At 65.5% G+C, this 22,550-nt stretch carries 22 protein-coding genes; 7 read left to right on the plus strand and 15 right to left on the minus strand.

From position 1 onward, the window contains the following. The first annotated feature begins 76 nt into the window (after positions 1-76). Positions 77-994, plus strand: a complete 918-nt coding sequence (gene xth / locus ACOABP_RS27425) for an exodeoxyribonuclease III (protein ID WP_474230576.1) — start codon at positions 77-79, stop codon at positions 992-994. A 118-nt stretch (positions 995-1,112) separates the two neighbouring features. On the opposite strand, the gene ACOABP_RS27430 is transcribed toward xth, so the two are convergent. From ACOABP_RS27430 to ACOABP_RS27445, 4 genes are all read right to left on the minus strand, one after another. Next, a complete protein-coding gene (locus tag ACOABP_RS27430; protein WP_474228909.1) occupies positions 1,113-1,718 on the minus strand; it encodes a TetR/AcrR family transcriptional regulator in 606 nt (201 codons plus the stop codon). 244 nt (positions 1,719-1,962) lie between these two features. Then, positions 1,963-2,481, minus strand: a complete 519-nt coding sequence (locus ACOABP_RS27435; protein ID WP_474228910.1) for a copper resistance protein CopQ — start codon at positions 2,479-2,481, stop codon at positions 1,963-1,965. A gap of 397 nt (positions 2,482-2,878) precedes the next feature. Then, positions 2,879-3,574, minus strand: coding sequence for a fumarylacetoacetate hydrolase family protein (locus ACOABP_RS27440; RefSeq protein ID WP_066732723.1), 696 nt, complete (start codon positions 3,572-3,574; stop codon positions 2,879-2,881). Positions 3,575-3,619: 45 nt separating this feature from the next. Continuing rightward, the gene (locus tag ACOABP_RS27445; protein ID WP_474228912.1) at positions 3,620-4,042 is read right to left on the minus strand and encodes a VOC family protein; all 423 of its coding nucleotides are present in this window, start codon (positions 4,040-4,042) and stop codon (positions 3,620-3,622) included. A gap of 122 nt (positions 4,043-4,164) precedes the next feature. On the opposite strand from ACOABP_RS27445, the gene ACOABP_RS27450 reads away from it, so the two are divergent. Continuing rightward, a complete protein-coding gene (locus ACOABP_RS27450) occupies positions 4,165-5,031 on the plus strand; it encodes a LysR family transcriptional regulator (RefSeq protein ID WP_474228913.1) in 867 nt (288 codons plus the stop codon). 25 nt (positions 5,032-5,056) lie between these two features. Here ACOABP_RS27450 and ACOABP_RS27455 read toward each other — a convergent pair whose 3' ends face one another. Both ACOABP_RS27455 and ACOABP_RS27460 read right to left on the minus strand, forming a co-directional pair. Continuing rightward, entirely contained in the window at positions 5,057-6,355 is a 1,299-nt protein-coding gene (locus tag ACOABP_RS27455; RefSeq protein WP_474228915.1) for an MFS transporter, read from the minus strand. 52 nt (positions 6,356-6,407) lie between these two features. Beyond that, a complete protein-coding gene (locus tag ACOABP_RS27460; protein ID WP_474228916.1) occupies positions 6,408-7,007 on the minus strand; it encodes a TetR/AcrR family transcriptional regulator in 600 nt (199 codons plus the stop codon). Between the two features lie 161 nt (positions 7,008-7,168). Here ACOABP_RS27460 and ACOABP_RS27465 point away from each other — a divergent pair, with 161 nt between their 5' ends. Together ACOABP_RS27465 and ACOABP_RS27470 are read left to right on the plus strand one after the other, a co-directional pair. After that, on the plus strand, positions 7,169-7,933 hold the full coding sequence (locus ACOABP_RS27465; protein WP_474228918.1) for an SDR family NAD(P)-dependent oxidoreductase: 765 nt from the start codon (positions 7,169-7,171) through the stop codon (positions 7,931-7,933). Between the two features lie 259 nt (positions 7,934-8,192). Beyond that, complete coding sequence (locus ACOABP_RS27470) at positions 8,193-10,103, plus strand: methyl-accepting chemotaxis protein (RefSeq protein WP_474230578.1); 1,911 nt, start codon at positions 8,193-8,195, stop codon at positions 10,101-10,103. A 92-nt stretch (positions 10,104-10,195) separates the two neighbouring features. Here the strand turns inward: ACOABP_RS27470 and ACOABP_RS27475 are convergent, their stop codons facing one another. The 7 genes from ACOABP_RS27475 to ACOABP_RS27505 form a co-directional block, all read right to left on the minus strand. Beyond that, positions 10,196-11,479 carry a BON domain-containing protein gene (locus tag ACOABP_RS27475; protein ID WP_474228919.1) on the minus strand — a complete coding sequence of 428 codons (1,284 nt, stop codon included), beginning with the start codon at positions 11,477-11,479 and terminating at the stop codon, positions 10,196-10,198. A 224-nt stretch (positions 11,480-11,703) separates the two neighbouring features. Further along, a complete protein-coding gene (locus ACOABP_RS27480) occupies positions 11,704-12,078 on the minus strand; it encodes a hypothetical protein (RefSeq protein ID WP_474228920.1) in 375 nt (124 codons plus the stop codon). Between the two features lie 210 nt (positions 12,079-12,288). Then, positions 12,289-12,687, minus strand: a complete 399-nt coding sequence (locus tag ACOABP_RS27485) for a cupin domain-containing protein (protein ID WP_474228921.1) — start codon at positions 12,685-12,687, stop codon at positions 12,289-12,291. 82 nt (positions 12,688-12,769) lie between these two features. Next, positions 12,770-13,609 carry an AraC family transcriptional regulator gene (locus tag ACOABP_RS27490; protein ID WP_474228923.1) on the minus strand — a complete coding sequence of 280 codons (840 nt, stop codon included), beginning with the start codon at positions 13,607-13,609 and terminating at the stop codon, positions 12,770-12,772. Beyond that, positions 13,593-14,552, minus strand: coding sequence for a patatin-like phospholipase family protein (locus ACOABP_RS27495; RefSeq protein WP_474228924.1), 960 nt, complete (start codon positions 14,550-14,552; stop codon positions 13,593-13,595). Before ACOABP_RS27495 ends, ACOABP_RS27490 begins: the two co-directional genes overlap by 17 nt. A 112-nt stretch (positions 14,553-14,664) precedes the next feature. Further along, positions 14,665-15,189 carry a helix-turn-helix transcriptional regulator gene (locus tag ACOABP_RS27500; RefSeq protein ID WP_474228925.1) on the minus strand — a complete coding sequence of 175 codons (525 nt, stop codon included), beginning with the start codon at positions 15,187-15,189 and terminating at the stop codon, positions 14,665-14,667. 9 nt (positions 15,190-15,198) lie between these two features. After that, positions 15,199-15,471: a hypothetical protein gene (locus ACOABP_RS27505; protein WP_474228927.1), complete on the minus strand. Its 273-nt coding sequence runs from the start codon at positions 15,469-15,471 to the stop codon at positions 15,199-15,201. 299 nt (positions 15,472-15,770) lie between these two features. Between ACOABP_RS27505 and ACOABP_RS27510 the strand changes: the two genes are divergently transcribed. Next, entirely contained in the window at positions 15,771-16,520 is a 750-nt protein-coding gene (locus tag ACOABP_RS27510) for an AAA family ATPase (protein ID WP_474228928.1), read from the plus strand. 16 nt (positions 16,521-16,536) lie between these two features. Here ACOABP_RS27510 and ACOABP_RS27515 read toward each other — a convergent pair whose 3' ends face one another. Continuing rightward, on the minus strand, positions 16,537-18,063 hold the full coding sequence (locus ACOABP_RS27515) for an acetyl-CoA hydrolase/transferase family protein (RefSeq protein WP_474228929.1): 1,527 nt from the start codon (positions 18,061-18,063) through the stop codon (positions 16,537-16,539). Between the two features lie 436 nt (positions 18,064-18,499). On the opposite strand from ACOABP_RS27515, the gene ACOABP_RS27520 reads away from it, so the two are divergent. Then, complete coding sequence (locus ACOABP_RS27520) at positions 18,500-20,254, plus strand: FAD-dependent oxidoreductase (RefSeq protein ID WP_474228931.1); 1,755 nt, start codon at positions 18,500-18,502, stop codon at positions 20,252-20,254. 190 nt (positions 20,255-20,444) lie between these two features. Further along, positions 20,445-21,437: a tripartite tricarboxylate transporter substrate binding protein gene (locus tag ACOABP_RS27525; RefSeq protein WP_474228932.1), complete on the plus strand. Its 993-nt coding sequence runs from the start codon at positions 20,445-20,447 to the stop codon at positions 21,435-21,437. Positions 21,438-21,503: 66 nt separating this feature from the next. Here ACOABP_RS27525 and ACOABP_RS27530 read toward each other — a convergent pair whose 3' ends face one another. After that, complete coding sequence (locus ACOABP_RS27530) at positions 21,504-22,481, minus strand: hypothetical protein (RefSeq protein WP_066732695.1); 978 nt, start codon at positions 22,479-22,481, stop codon at positions 21,504-21,506. Between the last annotated feature and the right edge of the window lie 69 nt (positions 22,482-22,550).

A 22,550-nucleotide genomic window follows, 5' to 3' on the forward strand; every position in this document is an offset into this window, starting at 1 on the left:
ACAGTGATCGGCTGCCGACAGGAAATCCCGGCGCGGGAATCTAAGATGGAGAACGGCCCGAATGGAGAACGTTCCGATGCATCCGCTCAAGATCGCCACCTTCAATATCAATGGCGTGCGCACGCGCCTGCAGGCGTTGCTGGCCTGGCTCGAACGCGAGGCGCCCGATGTGGCCTGCCTGCAGGAGCTGAAGACGGTGGACGAGGGGTTCCCGATCGACGAGATTCGTGCCGCTGGATACGGGGCGATCTGGCACGGCCAGAAGTCGTGGAACGGCGTGGCCATCCTGGCCCGGGGCGCCGATCCCGTGGAGGTGCGGCGTGGCTTGCCGGGCGACGATGAAGACACGCAGAGCCGCTACCTGGAGGCCGCTGTCGAGGGTGTGCTGATTGCCTGCCTGTACCTGCCCAATGGGAATCCGCAGCCCGGCCCGAAATTCGACTACAAGCTGGCGTGGTTCGAGCGGCTGCTCGCGCATGCGCGGACGCTGCTGCAGAGCGGCCATCCGGTGGTGATTGCCGGCGACTACAACGTGGTGCCGACCGACGACGACATCTACAACACGCGCTCGTGGCTCAAGGATGCGCTGCTGCAGCCCGAAAGCCGCGAATGCTACCGGCGCCTGCTGGCGCAGGGCTGGACCGATGCGCTGCGCGCGCGGTTTCCCGACGGGAAGATCTACACGTTCTGGGATTACTTCCGGCAGCACTGGCAAACCAATTCCGGACTGCGGATCGACCATCTGCTGCTGAGTCCCGGCCTGCGCATGCGCGATGCGGGCGTCGACAAATGGGTGCGGGGCGAGGAGAAGGCCAGCGATCATGCGCCAGCGTGGGTGGTGATCGAAGCCGACGGGGATGCGCCGGCAGGGAAGAAGGTGGCGGCGAAGAAAGCCGCTACGAAGAAAGTGGCAGCAAAGAAGGTGGCCGCAAAGAAGGTGACTGCGGGCAAGAAGCCGGCAACCAGGGTGGCGGCAAGGAAAACCGCCGCGTAAACAAAAAAAATCGCCGGGGGACGATCCCGGCGTCGGAGAAACGGATGACGCCCGTCGTGAGAGCGGACGGCGGGCGTCGGGCGCCTGAACCGGGGCGCCCAGAAATTGTTCAGGCCATTCAGGCCATGGCCGGTTCGTGCTCGGTCACTGCGCACATCGAACCGCGCACGGCGCCCAGCAGCATGTCGGCGGCTGCGTCGAGCCGGTCGGTAGAACCCGACATCCGCGCCGTGATGATGCCGTTCTGGATCGCGCCATACAGCACCTTCGCCAGCAACTGCGGCGGCACCGGATACGGTTGGCCCCGTTCGGCTTCGGCGCGGTGCAGCAGGTTGGTGATCCAGGTTTCGTTCGCCTGGAAATGCGCCTGCAGGTAACTGCGGATCGAATCGGGCAGTGCCAGCACCTCGGCGGACAACATGCCGGCCAGGCAGATCTGGTTCAGCTCGATGTCGTTGCGCAGCGGGCCAACATATCGCTCGGCCTGCACGATCAGCGGCAGCGAGGTGTCGATGGCCGCCAGCCGTGCCTTCGAGCGCTCACGGTACAGGCGCACCACTTCCAGCACCAGGTCGTCCTTCGCCGGGAAGTAGTAGTGGATGCTCGATGTCTTCACGCCCACCAGCTCCGCGAGGTCGCGGTAGCTGAAACCGTTGTAGCCCCGTTGCCGGATCAGCACGGAGGCGTGCTCGAGCAATTGATCGCGTACGGTATGCGTTTTCATGTCTGCTGTCCGCGCCTTTGTGGCTGGGACCCTCCGGTTGTTCGCCCTTCTGTCTTCGCCAGGATGTCCTGGGTCAGACGGACAGCGACTGCGCAACCAGCGAGAGGACTGCGCCGCTGGTGAGGCAGAGCACCACCCAGCCGCCCAGGATCAGGGCTGTGTCACGCAAGGTCATGATGAAACTCCAGGTATCTGTTTCCGGCCGCGGCCCGGCTTGGCTACCGGGTCACGGCCGTTGCGGGAATCAGGCGAGTGCGCCGTCGGTGTACACGTCGAAGCTGCGCGACGGTTCAGCCGAGACACCCGTGCGATCCAGGCCGGCGACCGTGCGGGCACCGTCGGTGTACGGGTCGAACTTGCCGATCTTGGCGCCGTCGGTGAACGGGTCGGCCTTGCCGACGCGGGCACCATCGGTGTAGACGTCGCGGCTGCCGATGCTGGCAACCAGGCCGTCGCGGTTCGTCACGCGGGCACCGTCGGTGTAGACGTCACGGCGGCCGTTGATGCTGGCAACCAGGCCGTCACGGTTGGTCACGCGGGCACCGTCCGTGAAGGTGTCGCGGTTACCGATGCGGGCACCTTCGCTGAACGAATCGAACTTGCCCTGGCGGGCGCCGTCGGTGAAGGCATTACGCTGGTCCTGCACGCGGTAGCTGTAACCGTAGACTTCACCAGCCTTCTGGGCGGCGGGGGCGGCCTGGACGGCGCCAGTCACAAAAGCGGCGGCGAGGGCGGCGGCGGTAACGATGGTCTTGGCGTTCATGATGCTCTCCTTTGCAAGGCAGGCGATCTCGGTTCGTGTGTGGATCGCTGGCCGGTGTCTGTGCTGCGAATCAGCGTCTTTCTTGCTACTGCTATCTACTGCTAGATAGACACGCTGCGCTAAAAAAAAGACCGCTTCCGGTACTGACAAACTAACTTGTGTTGCTTGGATTCGGCTTCGCTGCTTTGCTTGTTTGCTGCGTTGCGTCGTCCATGGCTCGAATATTATCTACTACTAGATAGATAAGCAAGGAGAATTTGAAGAAATTCTGATGTGTCAGGTGGAGGGTTTGCTCTAGGCAAGGCCCGTTGACGCCGTAATTCACTGAATTTAAACGAAAAAAGCGGTGACGCCCCTTGCCGGGGCATCACCGCCTTGTGCAGCCGCAAGTGCAGGCTTAGCGCTTGCCGATCGTAAAAGCGATCTCGCCGACACCTTCCACGCCCGCCGTTACGGCGTCACCCGGGTTCAGGGCGCCCACGCCCGCCGGGGTGCCGGTGAAGATCAGGTCGCCGGGCTGCAGCGTCATGGCCTCGGAGATATAGGCGATGACATCGGCCACGGGCCAGATCAGCTCGGTCAGGTCGCCTTGCTGGCGCGTTTCGCCGTTGACCTTGAGCCAGATGGCGCCCTTGGCCGGATGGCCGATCGCCGACGCCGGCTGCAGCGGGCCGCACGGGCCCGACGCGTCGAACGACTTCGACCAGTCCCACGGACGGCTCATCTTCTTGGCAACGTCCTGCAGGTCGCGGCGCGTCATGTCGACGCCCACGCCATAGCCCCACACCAGGTCCAGCGCCTGTTCGGGCTTGACGTTGGCGCCAGCCTTGCCGATCGCCACGACAAGCTCGATCTCGTGATGCAGGTTTTCGGTCAGCGGCGGATACGGTACGGTGCCCTCGGCGGCCACCACGGCGTCAGCCGGCTTCGTGAAGAAGAACGGCGGCTCGCGGTCGGGGTCCTTGCCCATCTCGCGCGCATGCGCCGCGTAGTTGCGGCCCACGCAGAACACACGGCGGATCGGAAAACGGGCCTGGCTGCCGGCAACGGCTACGCTGGCCTGCGGCGCGGGTTGGATCACGAAATCGGTCATGTCTCGCTCTGTCTCTATATAGGTAGGGTGGATTGCTACGCGGGATTATTTCGCAAACACCTGGCTCAGGTCGCCAAACGCCTTGAATTCGAGCGCGTTGCCCGACGGGTCCAGGAAGAACATCGTGGCCTGCTCGCCCACCTGGCCCTTGAAGCGCACATGCGGCTCGATCACGAACTTCGTGCCGGCGCCGCGCAGCTTGTCGGCCAGGCGCTCCCATTCGGCCATCGGCAGGATCGCGCCGAAATGGCGCACCGGCACGTCGTCGCCGTCCACGGCGCTGGTGGCGCGGTGGCCGCATTCGTCCGGCGACAGATGCGCCACTACCTGGTGGCCGTAGAAGTTGAAATCGATCCAGGCGTCGGAACTGCGGCCTTCGGGGCAACCCAGCAGGTCGCCGTAGAACTGACGTGCGGCGGCAAGATCGTGAACCGGAAAGGCAAGGTGGAACAGGGGGATGGCGCTCATCGCTGTGACTCTTTGCAGGGGCGGTTGTGGGGTGTGTCGTTGATTGTAATCAGCAGAACTCGTAATATGAAACGAATCATTTTTTGACTAAGCATCGAAAATTTCGATGCTAGAACTGACCCTTGCTGCGCTATTTCAAGACCTTCCTGGTGGCCGCCGAAACCGGCTCGTTTTCCGCCGCCGGCACGCGGCTCGGCCTGACGCAGTCAGCCGTCAGCACCCAGATTCGCCGCCTGGAGGAGGATCTGGGCTGCACGCTGTTCGATCGCTCGGGCAAGTCGGTGGCGTTGAGTGACGAAGGCAGGCAGATGCTTGACGATGCCGCGCGTATCGTCGGCATTTACGAATCGATGAAAGGTGCGCGGGCGCAGCGCGACATGGCGCCGCTGGACTTGGGCGCCGTGTCCACCGTGCAATCGAGCCTGCTGCCGCAGGCGATGCAGCGCTTCCGGGTGGCGCATCCGGACACCCATGTGAACATCGTGCCGGGCATGTCGACCCAGCTGCTGACCCAGGTGGATGCCCGGGAGCTTGATATCGCCGTGCTGGTGAAGCCGCGCCTGGGCATTCCGCCCGAACTGAAATGGGTGCCGCTGATCCACGAGCGCTTTGTTGCCGTGGCGCCGGCCGGCGCGCCAGACAACCTGAAGGCATTGCTGGAAACCGTGCCGTTCATCCGCTACAACCGCCATTCCACGGGTGGGCAGTTGGTGGACCGCTACCTGCGGCGGCACCGGCTATGGGTGCGCGAGGGCATGGAGCTGGACGAGCCCGCCGTGATCCTGCAGATGGTGAGCGAGGGGCTGGGCTGCGCAATCATTCCGTCGGCGCTGGTGCCGCTGCGGGAGACCCCGCACATCAAGGAAGTGCCGATGCCGGGCCAGCCACTGTATCGCGAGATCGGGGTGCTGGTGCGGCAGTCGGCGCTCAAGCGGGCGTCGGCGGCCGCCTTGATCGATGCGTTCGTGGCGGCAAGCCGCGAACGCTGAAGGACAAGGGGCGCAGGGGGATGCCTCAGGCCCGCGCAGGCTGGGGCGTGGCTTCAGGCGCCTTGCGGCGCACCATCAGCGCCAGCAGGGCAGCCACCAGGCAGGCGCTGCCGGCAACGTAAAGCGCCGGCGAATACGTCAGCCACAGCGTGCGCGACAGCCCGGCGCCAAAGGCCGCCGTAGCCGCGCCGATCTGGTGCGCCGCGAAGATCCAGCCAAACACCATCGGCGCGCGCTCGCGGCCGAACGTGCTGCCGGCCAGCTTGATGGTGGGCGGTACCGTGGCGATCCAGTCCAGGCCATAGAACATCGCAAACACGGACAGGCCATAGAGCGTGAATTCCGAGTGCGGCAGCCAGAACAGCGACAGCCCACGCAGCGCGTAGTACCAGAACAGCAGCTTGCGGCTGTCGTACCGATCCGAGAGCCAGCCGGACATGATGGTGCCGACGAAGTCGAATGCGCCCATCATTGCCAACGCCGAGGCGGCTGGTACGGCGGACATGCCGAAGTCCGCGCATAGCGAGATGAAGTGCGTCTGGATCAGCCCGTTGGTCGACAGGCCGCAGATAAAGAACGTGCCGGCCAGGATCCAGAACGTCTGCGTGCGCGCGGCGTCGCGCAGCACCACGAATGGCCCGGCCCACGACAACGGCGCGGCAGGTGCCGGTGCCACGGCAACCGCCCCCGGCACTTCGCCATAAGGTGCCAGGCCCACGTCGGACGGCCGGCCGCGCATGAAGCCCAGCACCACCACCGCCAGCGCGCCACAGGCGGCCAGCACCGGCAGCACCGCCACGCGCCAGCCCATATGCTCGATCAGCCAGGCTGCAACGGGCAGGAAGGCCAGTTGCCCGGTGGCCGAACTGGCAGTCAGCACGCCGATCACCAGTCCGCGCCGCGCCGTGAACCAGCGGTTGGCGACCAGAGCGGCCAGCACCATGGCGGTCAGCCCCGAGCCGACGCCCAGCATCAGGCCCCAGGCCAGGAACAGTTGCCAGATCTGCGTGGATACCGTGGCGAGCGCCATGCCGCCCGCAATCAGCGCCAGCGCCGCGCAGACCACGTTACGCACGCCGAAACGCTCCATCAGGATGGCCGAGAACGGCGCCATCAGTCCGAACAATGCAAAGCGGAAGGCCAGGATCGACGACACCTGGTCGGTGCTCCAGCCCATCTCGGTGGTCAGCGGCTTCAGGAAGGCGCCGGGCAGGCCGAGTGCGGCGGAAGTGGTCAGCATCACGCAGAACGTGATGGCGGCGACGATCCACGCGTAGTGAATGCCGCGCCGGTCCAGCCGGCTCGATAGGGCTTGCGCAAACATGGGGCTCCGTTGGGGGCGATGAGGGAGGAAAAGGGGTGATACCGGGGCCGTCTCAGGCGGGCGCGACGTCTTTGGTGGTCAGCAGCCACGTGCGGGCCGCGTCAAGGATGTCGTCGGAAATGGCATCGCCGGCCGTGGCGCGTGCCAGCGTGATGGCGCCGACCAGCGTCGCCATTTCGAGCAGGGCGGTGCGGTTTCCGTCGCGTTCGTCCGGGGCGATTTGCTGCCAGGCACACAGCAACTGCTTGATGCCGTCCAGATAGGCGCCTCGCACGGGCTTGCCGGCGGGTTCGCGGGCCACGTCGCCAACCAGCGCCGATGCCGGGCAACCGTGTTCGGGTGTATCGCGATGCACTTCGCTCAGATAGTGCTCCACCAGGTCGCGACGGGCGGCCTGGCGATCGCCGCCTGCCTGGGCGATTCGCTGTTCCCAGCGCACCGCCGAATCGTTGAATGCCCGCGCGCAACCCACGGCGGCCAGTTCGTCTTTGGACGAAAAATGGCCATAGAAGCCGCCGTGCGTGAGCCCGGCGTCGGCCATGACCTGCGCAACGGACACCCCATGCAGGCCGTGCAACCGAAACAGGCGTGCCGACGCTTCCTCGATGGCTGTCCGGTGCTGATCGGCAACTGCCCGTGATGCGCGTGCCATGTCGATATCCCCTGTGTCGAATTTCCGGAAAAGCTGCTTGACCCGAGTTTAGATGATGTCCATACTTTATTAAATAAATGTTGGTCGTCATGCAAAAAGGCAGCGGACGGCCTGTGATCGAAGCGTTGCAACCTGTTCCTCATCCCATAGGAGAACCTGTCATGTTCAAACTGTTCGATATGTCTGGCCGCGTCGCGGTCGTCACCGGCTCCACCAAGGGCATGGGCCTGGAAATGGCGCGCGCACTGGGCCAGGCCGGAGCCCGCGTGGTGGTGTCGGGCCGCGATGCCGCGGTGTCCGACAAGGTCGCGGCCGGCTTGCGCGAGCAAGGCATCGACGCCACCGGCATTGCCTGCGACATCGTCAGCATCGACAGCGTGCGCGCCTTTGCCGATCAGGTGCTGACCAGATTCGGCCGCGTGGACGCACTGGTGCTGAACGCTGCGGGCAGCACGGCGGTGGGCTCGATGCTGGGGCAGGGGCCGGAGATGTTCGACGAGGTGATGGCCGGCAACGTGCGTGGCAACCTGGTGCTGGTGAATGCGCTGGCGCCGCAGATGATCGAGCGCAAGGACGGTTCGATCATCTTCATGTCGAGCATTGCCGCGCGGCGCGGCTCGGCCATGCTGGCGCTGTACAGCATCTCGAAGGGCGCCACCGACCTGGCCATGCGCAACCTGGCCCAGACGCTGGGCCAGTACAACATCAACGTCAACAGCATCAATCCGGGCCCGGTGCGCACCGATTTTTCGCGCGACGCGCTGTGGGGCGACCCGGAACGCGAAAAGGCGCTGTCGGCCAATATCCCGATGCGCCGTATTGCCGAGGCCAGCGACGTGGCCGGTCTGGCAGTGCTGCTGGCATCGCCGGCAGGCCGCTATATCTCGGGTCAGACCATTGGCCTGGACGGCGGTGCCACGGCGTAAGACCGCGAAGACCGCGTCCGTTCAGCGGCGCACCTGCGCGCGGCCGGCTGCATGAAATGTGCAGTTTGGCCGCGCGTTTTTTGTGCGCGCGGCACTGGCGTTGTGCGCCGATCGCACTGCATTTGTGCGATATCAAATAGTCAGCGAAATAGCGGGAAAAATGGCTTTATTCCTACGAATTGAAGCCGTTACAGCGGGCAATGAGACTCTCGAAACCAGGACGATCGTGACCGCACTCTTGACCCCCGCCACCCGGTTGATGTCCCGCCTGACCATCACGCGCAAGCTGGTGCTGCTGTCCGTACTGTTCCTGATCCCGCTGTGTGGGGCGCTGTTCGCGGTGCTGCACCAGTCTGTGCAGTCGATCCGCGACACGCAGGATGAACAGCGCGGTCTCAAGCTAGTGGGCATTGCGCTGGACTTCATGCGCGAAACGCAGGTACGCCGTGGCGCGGCCAATGGCGTGCTGCTCGGCAATGCCGGTTTCCGGCCGACCTTCGACGCGGCCGATGGCAAGGCCGCGCAGCATCTGGCAAGCCTGCTGGGCGAATCCGGCGCCATCGAATCGTTTGCCATCGTGCCCGACGTGCAGAAGCTGGACGAGTCGTGGCAGCAGATCCGCAAGCTCGGCCTGGAGACGCCTGCCGCGCCGCTGTTCGAGCGCCATACGGCGCTGGTCAAGCAGACCCGCCTGTTTATTGGCGACGTGGCCGACCATTCGTCGCTGGCCCTCGATCCGGAGGCCGGCTCCTACTACCTAATCAGCCTGACCGTGGGCCCGATGCCCAAGCTGGCCGAAGTCAGCGCGCTGGCGCGTGGCCGGGGCGCCGGCATCATCGCCCAGGGCGGCTATTCCGACGCCGCGCAGCAGGCCGACCTGGCTGCGCTGGCCGACCAGATCCTGGACGGGCTGGAATCCGCACGGCGTGACATGGCACGTGTGGAGCGCGCCGCGCCGCAGTATCAGGCCCGCGTGGACGCGGCGATGAAGCAACTGGCGGCCGTGGACAACTTCTATCGCACGCTCAAGGTCAGCATGCTGGGGTCGGCTGGGATCACGATCGATGCCAAGGCCTACTTTGCCGAGGGCACGGCGGCGATCGAGGCCGTGTCGGCGGCCAGCCGCGAGTTTACGGCCCTGTCGGGTGCCATGCTCGCGCAGCGCGTGGCCACCGAGCAGCGCAAGCTTGCGGTGCTGGTGGCCATTGCGCTGCTGACCGTGGGCGGTGCGCTATACCTGTTTGCCGGCTTCAGCCGTGGCATGCGCGACGACGTGCGCGATGTGGCCGACCTGGTGGCACGCATCAACGACGGCGACCTGGGCGTACATATCGAAGCGCGGGGCCGCGACGAGCTGAGCGACGTCAAGCGTCACCTGATGACGCTGGTGGAGGCATGGCGCGGCATCATCGGCGATACGCGTGACAGCGCGCAGAACGTGCTGGTGGCGGCCGGACAGATCGCGCAAGGCAATGCCGACCTGTCGCAGCGCACCGAGGCGCAGGCGTCGTCGCTGGAGCAGACCGCCGCCAGCATGGAGGAATTGACGTCGATCGTGCAGCAGAACGCCGGCAACGCCAGCCAGGCCAGCACGCTGGCAGCCGAAGCCGCCGGCATTGCCGTGGCGGGCGGCGAATCGGTGGGCCGCATGCGCCAGACCATGAGCGAGATCGAGGCCGACTCGCGCCGGATCGTCGACATTATTGCCGTGATCGACAGCATCGCGTTCCAGACCAATATCCTGGCGCTCAACGCGGCCGTGGAAGCGGCGCGCGCCGGCGAAGCCGGGCGCGGCTTTGCCGTGGTGGCAGGCGAGGTGCGTACGCTGGCCCAGCGCGCCGCCAATTCGGCCAAGGAGATCCGTGCGCTGATTTCGCAGTCGGCCGGCCGTGTGGCCGACGGCACGGCGCTGGCCGTCGACACCGCGACCACCATGAACGAGGTGGTGACGGCAGTGCAGCGCGTGACAACGATGATGGACGAGATCAGCCGCGCGTCGCACGAACAAAGCGGCGGCATTGCGCAGGTGAATCAGGCAGTCACCCAGATGGACCAGGTCACGCAGCAGAATGCCGCGCTGGTGGAAGAAGCCGCGGCGGCGGCCCGGGCCCTGCAGGAACAGGCCGAGCGCATGGAGCAGACCGTCAGCGTGTTCCGGCTGGCGGCGTAGGTTGCAAAAGGCGGCGAAGAGAAACGCCCGCTTCGCTGCGGGCGCTTTCCTGTGCGGTTGGGCCGGGCTGAATGCCGGCCCCTTCGAGCGGGTTACCAGCCGTTGATTCCGCCGGCCCCGCTGACGGCGGAATCCATATCCTGCCGTTGCACGCGGATATTGTTTTCCACCTCGGTCACGCCGAACGTGTTGTCGGCCAGATCCTCGATATCGTATTTCTGGCCGCGCGTGTGCACGGTGCCGCCAAGCGTGACCTTGCCCTTGTCGACCTCGACCGATACCTCGCGCACGTCGATGCCGGTGGCAAAGGTCAGCCGTTCGCAGATCTCGTCGCGGATGCGTTCGTCCGTGCGCGTGTAGCCGCGCGGGCCCGTGCGTTTTTCCACGGCGCCGGGGCCGAACCAGTCGCTCATCGCCTGGCCGATACGGTGGCCGAGGTTATAGAGCGCGCCATGGTCCTCTTCGCGGTTCTCGTCATGCTCGTGCCAATCGTCGCGCCAGCGTCCGCCCGACTCGCGCTGCCATGGCGAATAGCCCAATTCCTCGTCATAGCCGCTGGTGCCCGTGCTGCTGCCCATATAGTCGCGCCCGTAGCGCTGCGCGTGGTAGGGCGGGCGGCTTTCGCCCCATTCGTCGCGCGGCTCTGTCCAGTACCGCGTATCGCTGCGCAGATCGTTGAAGTAGGCCGTGTGGGCGCCGCGTTGCCCACTGCCCTGGCCTCGATACGCGGGGGCGCGCCGCTCCGCAGCGCGCAGCCAGGCCTGGTCGGCATTGCCGAAGCCGTGATCGTCCCGGCGTTCGCCCGCGCCCCGGTTGCCGCGGCCCTGCTGGCTGTGGCGCCAGTCATCGCGGCGGCCGTAGTCGCCCGATTCGCCCCGGTCGTCACGGTCGCTGAATCGGCCATAGTCGCCGCCGGAGCCGTATTGACCAGATTGGCCGTATTGCCCGAACTCGCCCTGCCGGCGCTGCACGCCGTAGTCGGCGCGGCGGTGCTCGTCGCCCAGATCGCCGTAGTCGCCATATTCGCTGGCGTATTGGCGGCTGCGGTATTGCTCGCGTTGGCGCCAGTCCTGGTCGTCGTCCGGGGATGTGCCATAGCCACCGTTCAGCCCGTACCGCAGATCGCTGCCCTGGTCGTCCCGGCCGCGATAGCCTGACGGCGCAGGCCCGCCCTCGCTCAACTGACCCGGGGTCAGCCGCTGGCGACGCCTTGCGTCGTCCCAGTTGTCGCCAAATGATTCGGGCTGCCAGTCCTGGTCCTGCCAGCGTGAGCCGCGCTCATCGTCCCAGGGGTCGCCAAGATCATCGTCGCGTGGGTTGTCGTCGGCTCGCCAGGGGGTATTCCGGCGATTGCGCTCGCTGTGGTAGTCGCCCATGTTGCGCTCCTGAAGGTTGCGGGATCGCCATGCGTGCGATGCGGCATGTCGCGTCGCACCGCCGGCCATATTTCAGGAATCTGGCAATTTTCGTACCGTCAGGCGGTGGCCTTGTCCAGACTGGCGCAGCGGGCGCCAGCATGGCCCGTGAGTCGTCCCATTCCCATGCAAGCCTTGCGAGGCTGCATGTAAAGACTGCACGCCGGCAGCGCGTGCGCGGCGAGTCACTGGGCGTTCACGCGGCGGATATTGCCGGCTGCTGGCGGCGCGACATTGGCGGCAGCCGGGGCCGGTGTCTGCGGAACCGGTGCCGGCTCGGCCGGCACCGCACGCGGCTCGCGAACCGGTGCAATGCCCTCTGCCGCATGGAACGGATGGCTGTTTGCGTAATCCGTGGCTACGGCTTCCAGGAAACTCGGCGCCGGGTGCGGTGCTGTTGGCGCGGGCAGCGCCTTGTCGGCATGGGCGGCGGTATGGAAGCAAAGCAGGATGACGCGCAGCAGCAGGATAAAGCCGCGAATCCGGTAGCGGATGATGCGGACTTGGCTTGGCCGAGGCGGCGCGACGACGCCCGGCCGCAACTGTGGCGGAATCAACATGGCAGTTCTCCGGGATGGAGCAATACGCTCCGGATCAGGGTCGAGTCGCGGCGCCGCGCTCGATGCGTCTGATTGCAGGGAACATGCCACCGGCAAACGCGGGCAGGGCGCACGGCGTGCGTCACATCCTGCAGTAAAAGCCGGAGAAACTGCGGTATCTTCCCAACACCTTGCGTCGGGAACCGTTGGGCAAATGCCAACTACCGCGGGTCAGATCCAGATATCGTTCTGCGCGGTGCGGTCGCCGCCCTGGTCTCCCGTGTTGACCACGCCGCGCGGCTCGATCAGCAGCATGCGGACTTCCGCCTCCGCCACCGGCCGGTGTTCGACACCCTTGGGCACCACGTACATTTCGCCAGCATTGACGATCACATGGCCGTCGCGAAACTCGATGCGCAGCCGGCCATCGAGCACGATAAACGTCTCATCGGTATCGGCATGCTGGTGCCAGATGAACTCGCCCTCGATCTTTACGATCTTGAACTGGTAGTCGTTCATCTCGGCAATGACGCGCGGCTGCCAGTGGTCGCTGAACAGGCTCAGTTTCTGGGCGAAATTGATGGCGCTGGCGGCGCGAGGGGTGGGTACGGCGACTGGCGATGGCTGCATGACAGGGTTCCTTGTGGTGCAATGGACAGGAGGCCAAGTCTGCGCCTGCGCCGACGAACGGTCTTGTACGTTCGTGCAGGCTTCAGGCCGCGCTGCCGCGCAAGGCGCGCAGCCAGCGGCCGGGTGATTGCCCGAACGCCCGCGTGAAATGTCGGGTCATGTGGCTCTGATCGGTGAACCCGGCGCATGCGGCGGCATCGGCCAGCGACTGCCCGGCTGCCGCGAGGCGCCTGACCATGCCCAGCCTGCGCATCACCAGATAGCGATGCGGACTGGTGCCATAGAGCACCCGGAAGTCGCGCGACAGGCTCCAGCGGTCGCGGCCGCTGGCGTGCTCCAGGTCATCGAGCGTGACAGGACGCTCCAGGTTGTCCAGCAGGCAAGCCCGGGCGAGTTCGGCGGCGTGGTAGTCCACTGCCTGGCGTCCGCGCGGCGCACCGGCAGCCGCAGCCAGTGCGTGCGCCAGGTCGAAGATCGCGTCGTCTTCTTCCAGCGGCTCCATGACGCTGTCCATGGCCCGCAGCAGCGTGCCGGCCGCCGCGAACAGCCTGGGATCGTCGGAGCGCCCGCCCGCCACGAACGGCAGCGGCCTGCCGCCCAGCGCGTGCTGGATCAGCGCGGGTTCGATGTAAAGCATCCGGTAGCGGAAGCCGGCATCGGTGCCGGCGTGGCCGTCATGCGGCTCGTCCGGATGCAGCACGATCGTGCCGCCCGGCTGGCTATGAACCATGTTCCGTCGATAGGAGAAGCTCTGGACACCAGACAGCGTACAGCCAATGGCATAGGTGTCATGGCGGTGCATGTCATAGCCATGGCCGCCGAAAAACGCCTCGATGCGCTCCATCTGGCGCGCCGACGTGTCGCGTTGCACCCAGTCGCGCGTGCCCGGCAGGGCGATGCCCGTGTCAGTGGACGCCGCCATGCGTGGTCGAATGGTCGTGTGCGTGGGGGTGGGCATGCGGAGTGCCGGCCGGGGGCAGCCCGATGTCGGCACTGCAGCTCGGGTTTTCGGCATCATGCTCGTGCGGCTCCAGTGCACCGGGCACACGGCGGCTTGACAGCCCGTCCGCGCGCAGCCAGGCCAGCGTGGCCGCTGCCGCGCGGTCGATCAGCTCGCCGCAACGGCTGTAGTCATATGGCGAAACATCGAGCGGACAGAGCGGCGGGACCACGGCAATGTGCGCATGTTCGCCCCAGCGCTCCAGGTCATGCACCAGCTGGCGCGCCACCAGCAGCGACAGCGCATTGAACGCGTGCTCGATCGCGCCCTTGGGCGGGCGCCGTTCCGCGCAGGCAAAGCCCGCCGGCAACACGATGATGCGGGTGGCGCCAAGCCGGATGGCCGTCGATACGGGCGTATTGTTGGCAACGCCGCCGTCGATCAGCTTCTGGCCGTTGATCTCCACGGGCGGGAACACGCCCGGGATGGCAGCGCTGGCCAGTACGGCCTGGACGATACTGCCCGACGACAGCACTACCTCGGCGCCGCTATGCATGTCGGTGGCGACGATGTGCAGCGGCAGGGCCGCCGTCTCCACGCGCGCGTCGCCCAGATGGCGCTTCAGCAGCCGTTTCAGCGCCATCGACTCCACCAGATGGCCCCGATTGCCCATGATCATGCCCAACATGCTGCGCCACGACCATGGCAGCACCTCGGCACGCGTGATGCTGCGCCACAGGCCTTCCAGCTTCGCAATGCCCTCCGGGTGTGGATTGCTGGCGAAGTAGGCACTATTGATGGCGCCGGCGGATGCGCCGATCACGAGGTCTGGTGTGATGCCCCAGTTCACCAGCTCGCGGAGCATGCCGACTTCGATGGCGCCCAAACTGCCACCGCCGGCGAACACGAATGCAGTCTTTTCCATGGTCGTTGTGGTCTGGGCGGCATCGCCCGTCGGGACTTGAACAGGTTGTAGTGTGGAGAGCATAGGCCACTTCCCGTCCGGCAAAAAGGGCCGGCAGGGTAGAAATGACCGGTCATGCGACCAGCGGCTCGAGTTGCTGCCGGATTTCCGGTACCAGGCGGGTCGCGCTGCGCGCCAGGTTCACCTGCATCGTGACTTCGGCAACGTCGATCAGCGCGGGGTCCAGGTCATAGCTGCCACGCTGGGCCAGCCAGCGCAGCACGTCCGCCAGGTGCCAGACCGAAGCGGACCCTTCATGTACCGGAAGCGGAAACGACGCGGGGTAGGTGGTCATCAGCTTGCGCATATTCTGCCGGGATACCCCGACGGCCTCTGCCACATCGGTCAGGCCGACGAAGTCGGGCGTAGCTTCGATCAGCCGCGCATCCGGAGCGGCGCGGCGGACATCGGCCAGCGCGCTGACGATGGCGCCGTGGGCCGTGTCGGCCTCCCGCGCGAACATTAGTGCAATACGCCCCGGAATGCCGATGCCGACCAGCGCATCGTCACAGCCGCTGGCGCCAAGGCGCTCCACCACGTCGTCGTGGTCGTTGTCCGAATCGGACAGCTGGTATTTGAGGGTGAAGTTGTATTCCATCTTGTCCTGTCAGTGCGAGACACCAGGGGGCGCTTTGCGGCTCTGATGGATGGCACAGTGGTCTACCACCCGCCGCAGGAACCGGGCATGCAGTTCCGAGTTGCGCGGCGTACTCCAGATCGACACGATGCAGAATTCCCCGCAGCGGCAGGTGGCGCAGTGATAGGGGCAATACAGCTTGCCCCAGGCATGTGCCCCGCCCAGCTTGCAGCGCCAGAATTCGCCTTCCGCGTACTGGACTGCGGCTTCGATTTCCTTTCTCGGATGTCTTTCCCGACCCATCAGGCCTCCCACGTTATGCGGCTGTCTGCGAGTTGTCAACTGACAATTCACGGAACGGTTGATGAATAGCACGACGGGGAAACGCTAACAGTCAGCGGCGGAAAAATGGCGGTTTGGACACAAAAGACACAAAGTCGCGCGAACATGTGTCGGCAACCGTTCGTGCACCGGGAGGGAAGTCAAACCGGCAAACGGTGGACACAAAATGGCAAACGCCGGCAGAACGGCGGCACGGCACCACTGGCGCAAGGGCGCCGTCCATGTGAGCATGCCGTCCATTGCCCGGACGAATCCGACCCATGCTTTCCACCCAGTTCGCCAGCCGCGTCACCCTGCTACGGGACAAGGTTCCCGATTTCGACCGCTATCCGTTTGGCCTGCCGGCGGTGCGTACGCTTGACCATATCGAACTGCACCCCCAGGTGACCTTCTTCGTGGGCGAGAACGGATCGGGCAAATCGACGTTGCTGGAAGCCATTGCGGTGGCGCTCGGTTTCAATGCCGAAGGGGGCAGCAAGAACTTCAGTTTCTCCACCCGAGCCTCGCATTCCGAACTTCACGATTACCTGCGCATCGCCAGGGGCGTGCGCCGGCCGCGCAGTGGCTATTTTCTGCGCGCGGAGAGCTTTTTCAACGTGGCGACGGAAATCGAGCGGCTTGATGCGGAGCCCGGGCCAGGCGCGCCGGTGATCGCATCCTACGGGGGCAAGTCGCTGCACGAGCAATCGCACGGCGAGGCATTCCTGACGTTGCTGACCGAGCGGTTCCAGGGACAGGGGCTTTATATTCTCGACGAACCCGAGGCGGCGCTGTCGCCGGCCCGGCAACTCGCGGTGATCTCGCGGCTGCATGATCTGGTGTGCGATGGGTCGCAGTTCCTGATCGCTACCCATTCGCCAATCCTGATGGCGTATCCGCAGGCGTGGATCTATCAGTGCTCGGCGAATGGCGTGGAGCGTATCGCCTATGAGGAAACCGAGCACTACCAGATTACGCGCGACTTCCTGGTGGACCCGCAACGCATGCTGCGGGTCCTGATGGAGGAATAGCGGAGGCCGATGCCGGTCAGGCCGCCAGTGGTTCGTTCGCCGGCTTGCCGGCTTGCGTCAGCATGGTGCCGTGGTCGCGGTAGTGTGTATGCCAGGCGAACGCTTCTTCCAGGACGTGAGGCGTCTGGCCGCCGCGCAGGCAGGCCCGGCGGTAGTAGTCGAGCAGGCCGTCGCGGTAAGCCGGGTCGGTGCAGTTGTTGATGACCTGCAGCGCCCGCTCGCGAGGTGCCAGGCCGCGCAGGTCGGCCAGGCCATGCTCGGTGACGAGGATATCCACGTCATGCTCGCTGTTGTCCACGTGCGTCACCATCGGCACGATGCTGGAGATCTTGCCTTCCTTCGCCACCGATTTCGTGACGAAGACCGACAGGTAGGCATTGCGCGCGAAATCGCCGGAGCCGCCAATACCGTTCATCATGTGCGTGCCACCCACGTGCGTGGAGTTGACGTTGCCGTAGATGTCGCATTCCAGTGCCGTGTTAATGGTGATCAGGCCCAGGCGACGCAGCACCTCGGGGTGGTTGCTGATCTCCTGCGGACGCAGCACGAGCTTGCTCTTGTAGTGCTCGATGTTGTCGAGCACGCGACGATACACCGGCGCGGACAGCGTCATCGACGCCGCCGAGGCAAAGCGCATCTTGCCGGCATCGATCAGCGCGATGGTGCTGTCCTGCAGCACCTCGGAATACATCGTCAGATCATGGAATGGCGAATCGGCCAGACCGTGCAATACGGCGTTGGCGATGGTGCCGATGCCGGCCTGCAGCGGCTGCAGCGTGGGCGACAGGCGGCCGGCGCGCACTTCGCGTTCCAGCAGCGCGTTCAGGTGGCCGGCAATCTGGTTTGTCTCGGCATCGGGCGGCAGCGCGTTCGACGGGCTGTCGTCGCGTTGCGTGATGACGATGGCCGCGATGCGCGACGGGTCCACGGGGATGTAGGGCAGGCCGATGCGTTGCTCCACTGCAATCAGCGGAATCGGCTGGCGATACGGCCGCTGCACCGGGAAGGCGATGTCGTGCAGGCCTTCCAGCCCGCTCGGCATGTTCAGGTTCAGCTCGATGATGACCTTCTTCGCCATCCTGGCGAAGCTGGCCGAGTTGCCGACCGAGGTGGTGGGCACGATGCCGCCCGTCTCGGTGATGGCAGTGGCCTCGATGACCGCAACGTCGACCGGGCCGATCTGGCCGCTGCCCAGCATCTCCGCGGTCTCGCCCAGATGCTGGTCGATGAACATGACCTCGCCGCCGTTGATCTTGCGGCGCAGCGTGGCATCCGACTGGAACGGCAGCCGGCGCGCCAACACATTGCTTTCGGCCAGGATCTTGTCGGTGTCGTGTCCCAGCGAGGCGCCGGTGATCAGCGTGATCTGGAGGGGATCGGTGGCGGCGCGGCGCGCCAGTGCGACGGGAACGGCCTTGCAGTCGCCGGCACGCGTGAATCCGCTCATGCCGACAGTCATGCCGTCCTGGATCAGGCTTGCGGCTTCGTCGGCCGACATGATCCTGTCCTGGAGGGCGGCCAGGCGAATGCGATCGCGGTACATCTAGTCTCCTTGCTGGGGGCTGTCTGGTCTGCCGCCAGGGGCCTCGTGGGTCCGTGACGGACGGTGCGTCTTGGAGGCGCGTAGCACAGTGTAGCCACCGCTTAATATTCTCACCATGATTTAAAGCTCTGGAAGTCAGTCGGATTTTTCATAGTCACGAAGATGGCACACCACTGTCGTAGCGTGCAGCGACAATGTTGCGGCGAGAACCATACATGCAGGCTCTCCGGCGCTTACTGATCCTGCGCAAGGGTGGTGCATGCCGGTGCTTCTGCGGCCGGCGGCAAACTCCGGATGTGTTTCGGCGCTGGCGGGACTACTATCTTTCCCAGCGCGGCCGGCAAGACCGGCCAGGCAGTCTTCGCAGTCTTCGCAGTCTTCGATCGATGCATTGCGCGCCGGCACCGCCGGCCGCTTCACAGCAACGGGGGAAAGCATGGAGATGACCCAGGCGACGTCGGAACTCGACGCCAATCCTGACACCGCTGACGCACAGGCCACGGAGCCGACGCTGACCGAACTCGAGGCGCCGTTCTCGAACCTGGAAACGCGTCGGCATCAGATGTTCCCCACCTTGACGCATGCGGAGATCGACCGCATCCGGCGCTTCGGGCAGGTACACACGTGGCAGGCCGGCGAGCTGATTTTCCAGGTTGGCGATGCGGGGCGCGGCATGCACGTGGTGCTGACCGGCCGCGTCCGGATCGATCGCCGCGACGGGTTTGGTCACCGTACCCCGATCACCGAGGAAGGGCCGGGGCAATTCCTGGCCGAAGTCGGACAGTTGACCGGCAAGCCCGCGCTGGTGGATGCCGTGGCACTGGAAGACGTGACGATCCTCGTAATTCCGCCGCCTGCGCTGCGGGCGCTGCTGGTGGCCGAGGCCGACCTGGGCGAACGCATCATGCGGGCGCTGATCCTGCGTCGGGTCGGCCTGATCGAGCAGGGGGGCGGGCCGGTGCTGGTTGGCAAGGGCACGGAGCCCTTGCTGCTGGCGTTGCAGGCATTCCTGCGCCGCAACGGCCATCCGCACCGGGTGATCGATATCGAGACCGACACCGATTCCACGTGCCTGCTCGATATCAGCAAGGCCCCGCAGAGCGATTTTCCGATGGTGATCTGCCCCGACGGCAGCGTGCTGCGCGCGCCTGACGAAGGCCAGCTTGCCAGTTGCCTGGGGCTGGTGCCCGAGTTCGATCCGGGCCATGTCTATGACGTGATCGTGGTCGGTGCCGGCCCGGCCGGGCTGGCAACGGCCGTCTATGCCGCGTCCGAAGGGCTGTCGGTGGCCGTGCTCGACTGCCGGTCGCCGGGCGGGCAGGCCGGCGCCAGTGCGCGCATCGAGAACTACCTTGGTTTTCCGACTGGCATCTCCGGCCAGGCGCTCGCCGGTCGCGCGTTCGTGCAGGCGCTCAAGTTTGGTGCCCACGTAGCCATTCCGCTAGAAGCCAAGGCGCTGCATTGTGGCGAAAATCCGATCGAACTCGAATTGCAGGACGGCCGCCGCATTCCCACGCGGACCGTGGTGATTGCCAGTGGCGCGCAATACCGGCGCGCCGAGATCGCATCGCTCGACCGGTACGAAGGGCGCGGCGTCTACTACTGGGCGTCGCCCGTGGAAGCCAAGCTGTGCAAGGACGAACACGCAATGCTGGTGGGCGGCGGCAATTCGGCGGGCCAGGCGGCGGTGTACCTGGCGTCGCACGCGGCCGAGGTGCATATGCTGGTGCGCGGCGAAGGGCTCGAGGCCACCATGTCGCGCTACCTGATCGACCGGCTCAGGGGCCTGTCGAATGTCCATCTGCACACCCATGCGCAGATCACGGCCATGGAGGGCGACGGCTGGCTGTCCACCGTCCGGTACAAGGAGCGCGCGCAGGGGGCGGAATGCGTGGCCGTGCCGATGCGCCACGTGTTCCTGTTCATCGGGGCCGCGCCCAACACCGAATGGCTGCGCTCTTGCCATGTCGAGACCGACAACAAGGGTTTCATCATGACCGGCTACGACGCGCATCACTCCTGCACCGAGCGGGCCGACTACACGCTCGAAACCAGCGTGCCCGGCGTGTTTGCGATTGGCGATGTCCGGTCGGGCTCCACCAAGCGCGTGGCGGCTGCGGTGGGCGAGGGCGCGGCCGTCGTGGCGCAGATTCATCACTATCTGGCCACGCTCGAACATGCCCGGGTCTGAGCGCCGACGATGATTGATTCGTGAGTTGAGGGCATCAATGTCGTTCTGAAGAGGATATCCCTGCGCTTTGTTTCATGGTTACACTGCCTGCGCCCTGTCCGGAAATCGTAAAAACGCTAGGACGCATTGGACGGGGCGATTCAGGTATTCGACCGGGCCCAAGCCCGGCGCACCAACCAGGAGACAAAACATGGGTATCCCCTTCGCCAGCCTGGCGAAGCGTGCGGGCATTGCCGTTGCGGCGATGGCTGCCACGCTTGCCGCCGTGCCTTCGCTTGCCGCAGACAGCTTTCCCAATCGTCCGATCCGCCTGATCGTGCCGTTCGCGCCCGGTGGCAGTGTCGATATTGCCGGCCGGCTGATTACCGACGCCTGGGGCAAGCAACTGGGCCAGTCCATGGTGGCGGACAATCGCGCCGGTGCGTCGGGCAATATCGGCATGGACCAGCTGGCCAAGGCGAAACCCGACGGCTACACGCTGGCCATCAACAACGTGGCGCTGGCGGTCAATCCGTCGCTATTCGCCAGACTGCCATTCGATACGGCCAAAGACTTTGCGTCGGTCGGCACCATGGGGACGTCGCAACACGTGCTGGTGGTCAACAACGCGCTGCCTGCGAAGAACGTCAAGGAACTGGTTGCCCTGGCCAAGGCGCAGCCGGGCAAGCTGAGCTTTGGCTCGGCGGGGGCGGGCAGCACGTTCCATATGGCGGCCGAACTGTTCAAGACCGAATCCGGTGTCGACATCCTGCATGTGCCGTACAAGGGCGGCGGCCCGGCCCTGGTCGATACGATTGCCGGCCAGGTGCAGATGAGCTTTCCGGTGCTGTCGGCGGCGCTGCCGCACGTGCAGGCCGGCAAGCTGCGCGCGCTGGCCGTGACCGGGCCGAAGCGTTCGCCGCTGATGCCTGACGTGCCCACCATGGCCGAAGCGGGCCTGCCGAACTACGCGTTCGAGACGTGGTTTATCGTCAGCGCGCCGGCAGGTACGCCCAAGGACGTGCTGGCAAGGCTGAACCAGACGCTCAACGCGACACTGGCCCAGCCCGAACTGAAGGCGCGACTGCTCAAGGAAGGCTTCGAGCCGCTGACGATGAGCCCGGCCCAGGCCGATGCCATGCTGCGCAAGGAAATGGTCCGCTGGGCGGCACAGATCAAGCAGGCCGGGATCACGCCCGAATAACACCCCGGGGTATGTCGACGGTCCGCCAGATAGCCAATTCTCCAGACTGGCGGGCCGTCGGCTGGCTCAGGCCGCCATTGCCGGCTGCGGCGCGCCGCTGGCGGGCACCGCGTACATCAGCGGCGCCGCGCCGGCCTGGATGCGCGCCCGTTGCGCCTCGGTGGTCATTTCCTCCAGCAGCTTGCAGAAGCGCGGTTCGAACATGCCCGTCACGATGTACGTCCAGCGGTACGCCTTGAGCACCACCGCCTCCACCTCGGGTGCATGCGGGGCATCCTGCGCGCCACGGATCACGCGCATGAAGTAGGCCGCATCGGCGTGGGCCTGGGCCTGGACGATGGCATCGAAGCCGCCCACGATCGCCAGCATGTCGTCGATGGCCGCGTCGCGCTCGGCGTCGCTCACGCGGGCGTTCTCGCGGATCCACTCCAGTTCGTCCAGGATTGCGTGCTGCGACTCTTCGCGCCAGTGGTACAGGAACACGTCCTTGAACAGTTCGGAAAGGTCCGGCGCCGTGCCGATGCTGGCGCGATAATGCGCCTGCGAGAACAGTTCCAGCTGGCAGATCACGGCCAGCACGGCCCAGGTGCGCTTGCCGAGCACGAATGCGGCCACGTCGTTGGGCTGGGCTTCGAAACGGTAGCCGTCGGGCATGTCGCGGGCGGCCAGCCGCTCGATGCGGCGAAACAGTTCCTGGTGCTTCAGTTCCTCGTCGGAAAAGCGGATCAGGGCCTCCAGCGCCACCTGGTCGCCCAGCGCATGTTGCCCGGTCAACTCCAGCACCTTGGCGCTGACAAAGCGTTCCACCAGCCCGAACATGTTGGCGTAGGTACGGCCTTGCACCTGGCTCAGGAAGCGCTGCTCCGAGGCGCTCAGGAAGGGCAGTTCGTCGACGAGCGACAGGCCGTCGGGCATGAACTTGTGCGAAAGGTCGAACGTGCGGTCGCGAATCACGTCCTGGTCGATGTCCCAGCGGATGCGGCGTGATGCGGCGATGCAGCGGGCGTAGCGTTGTGTGTCGGCGGAAAGGGATACAGCGTGCATTGCGAAACTCCTTGATACGTGAAATCCGTCCCATGGAGGACGTGGGGCGGATACTCGGACGTTTCGGGG

The sequence above is a fragment of the Cupriavidus sp. HE11 genome, assembly GCF_056097175.1.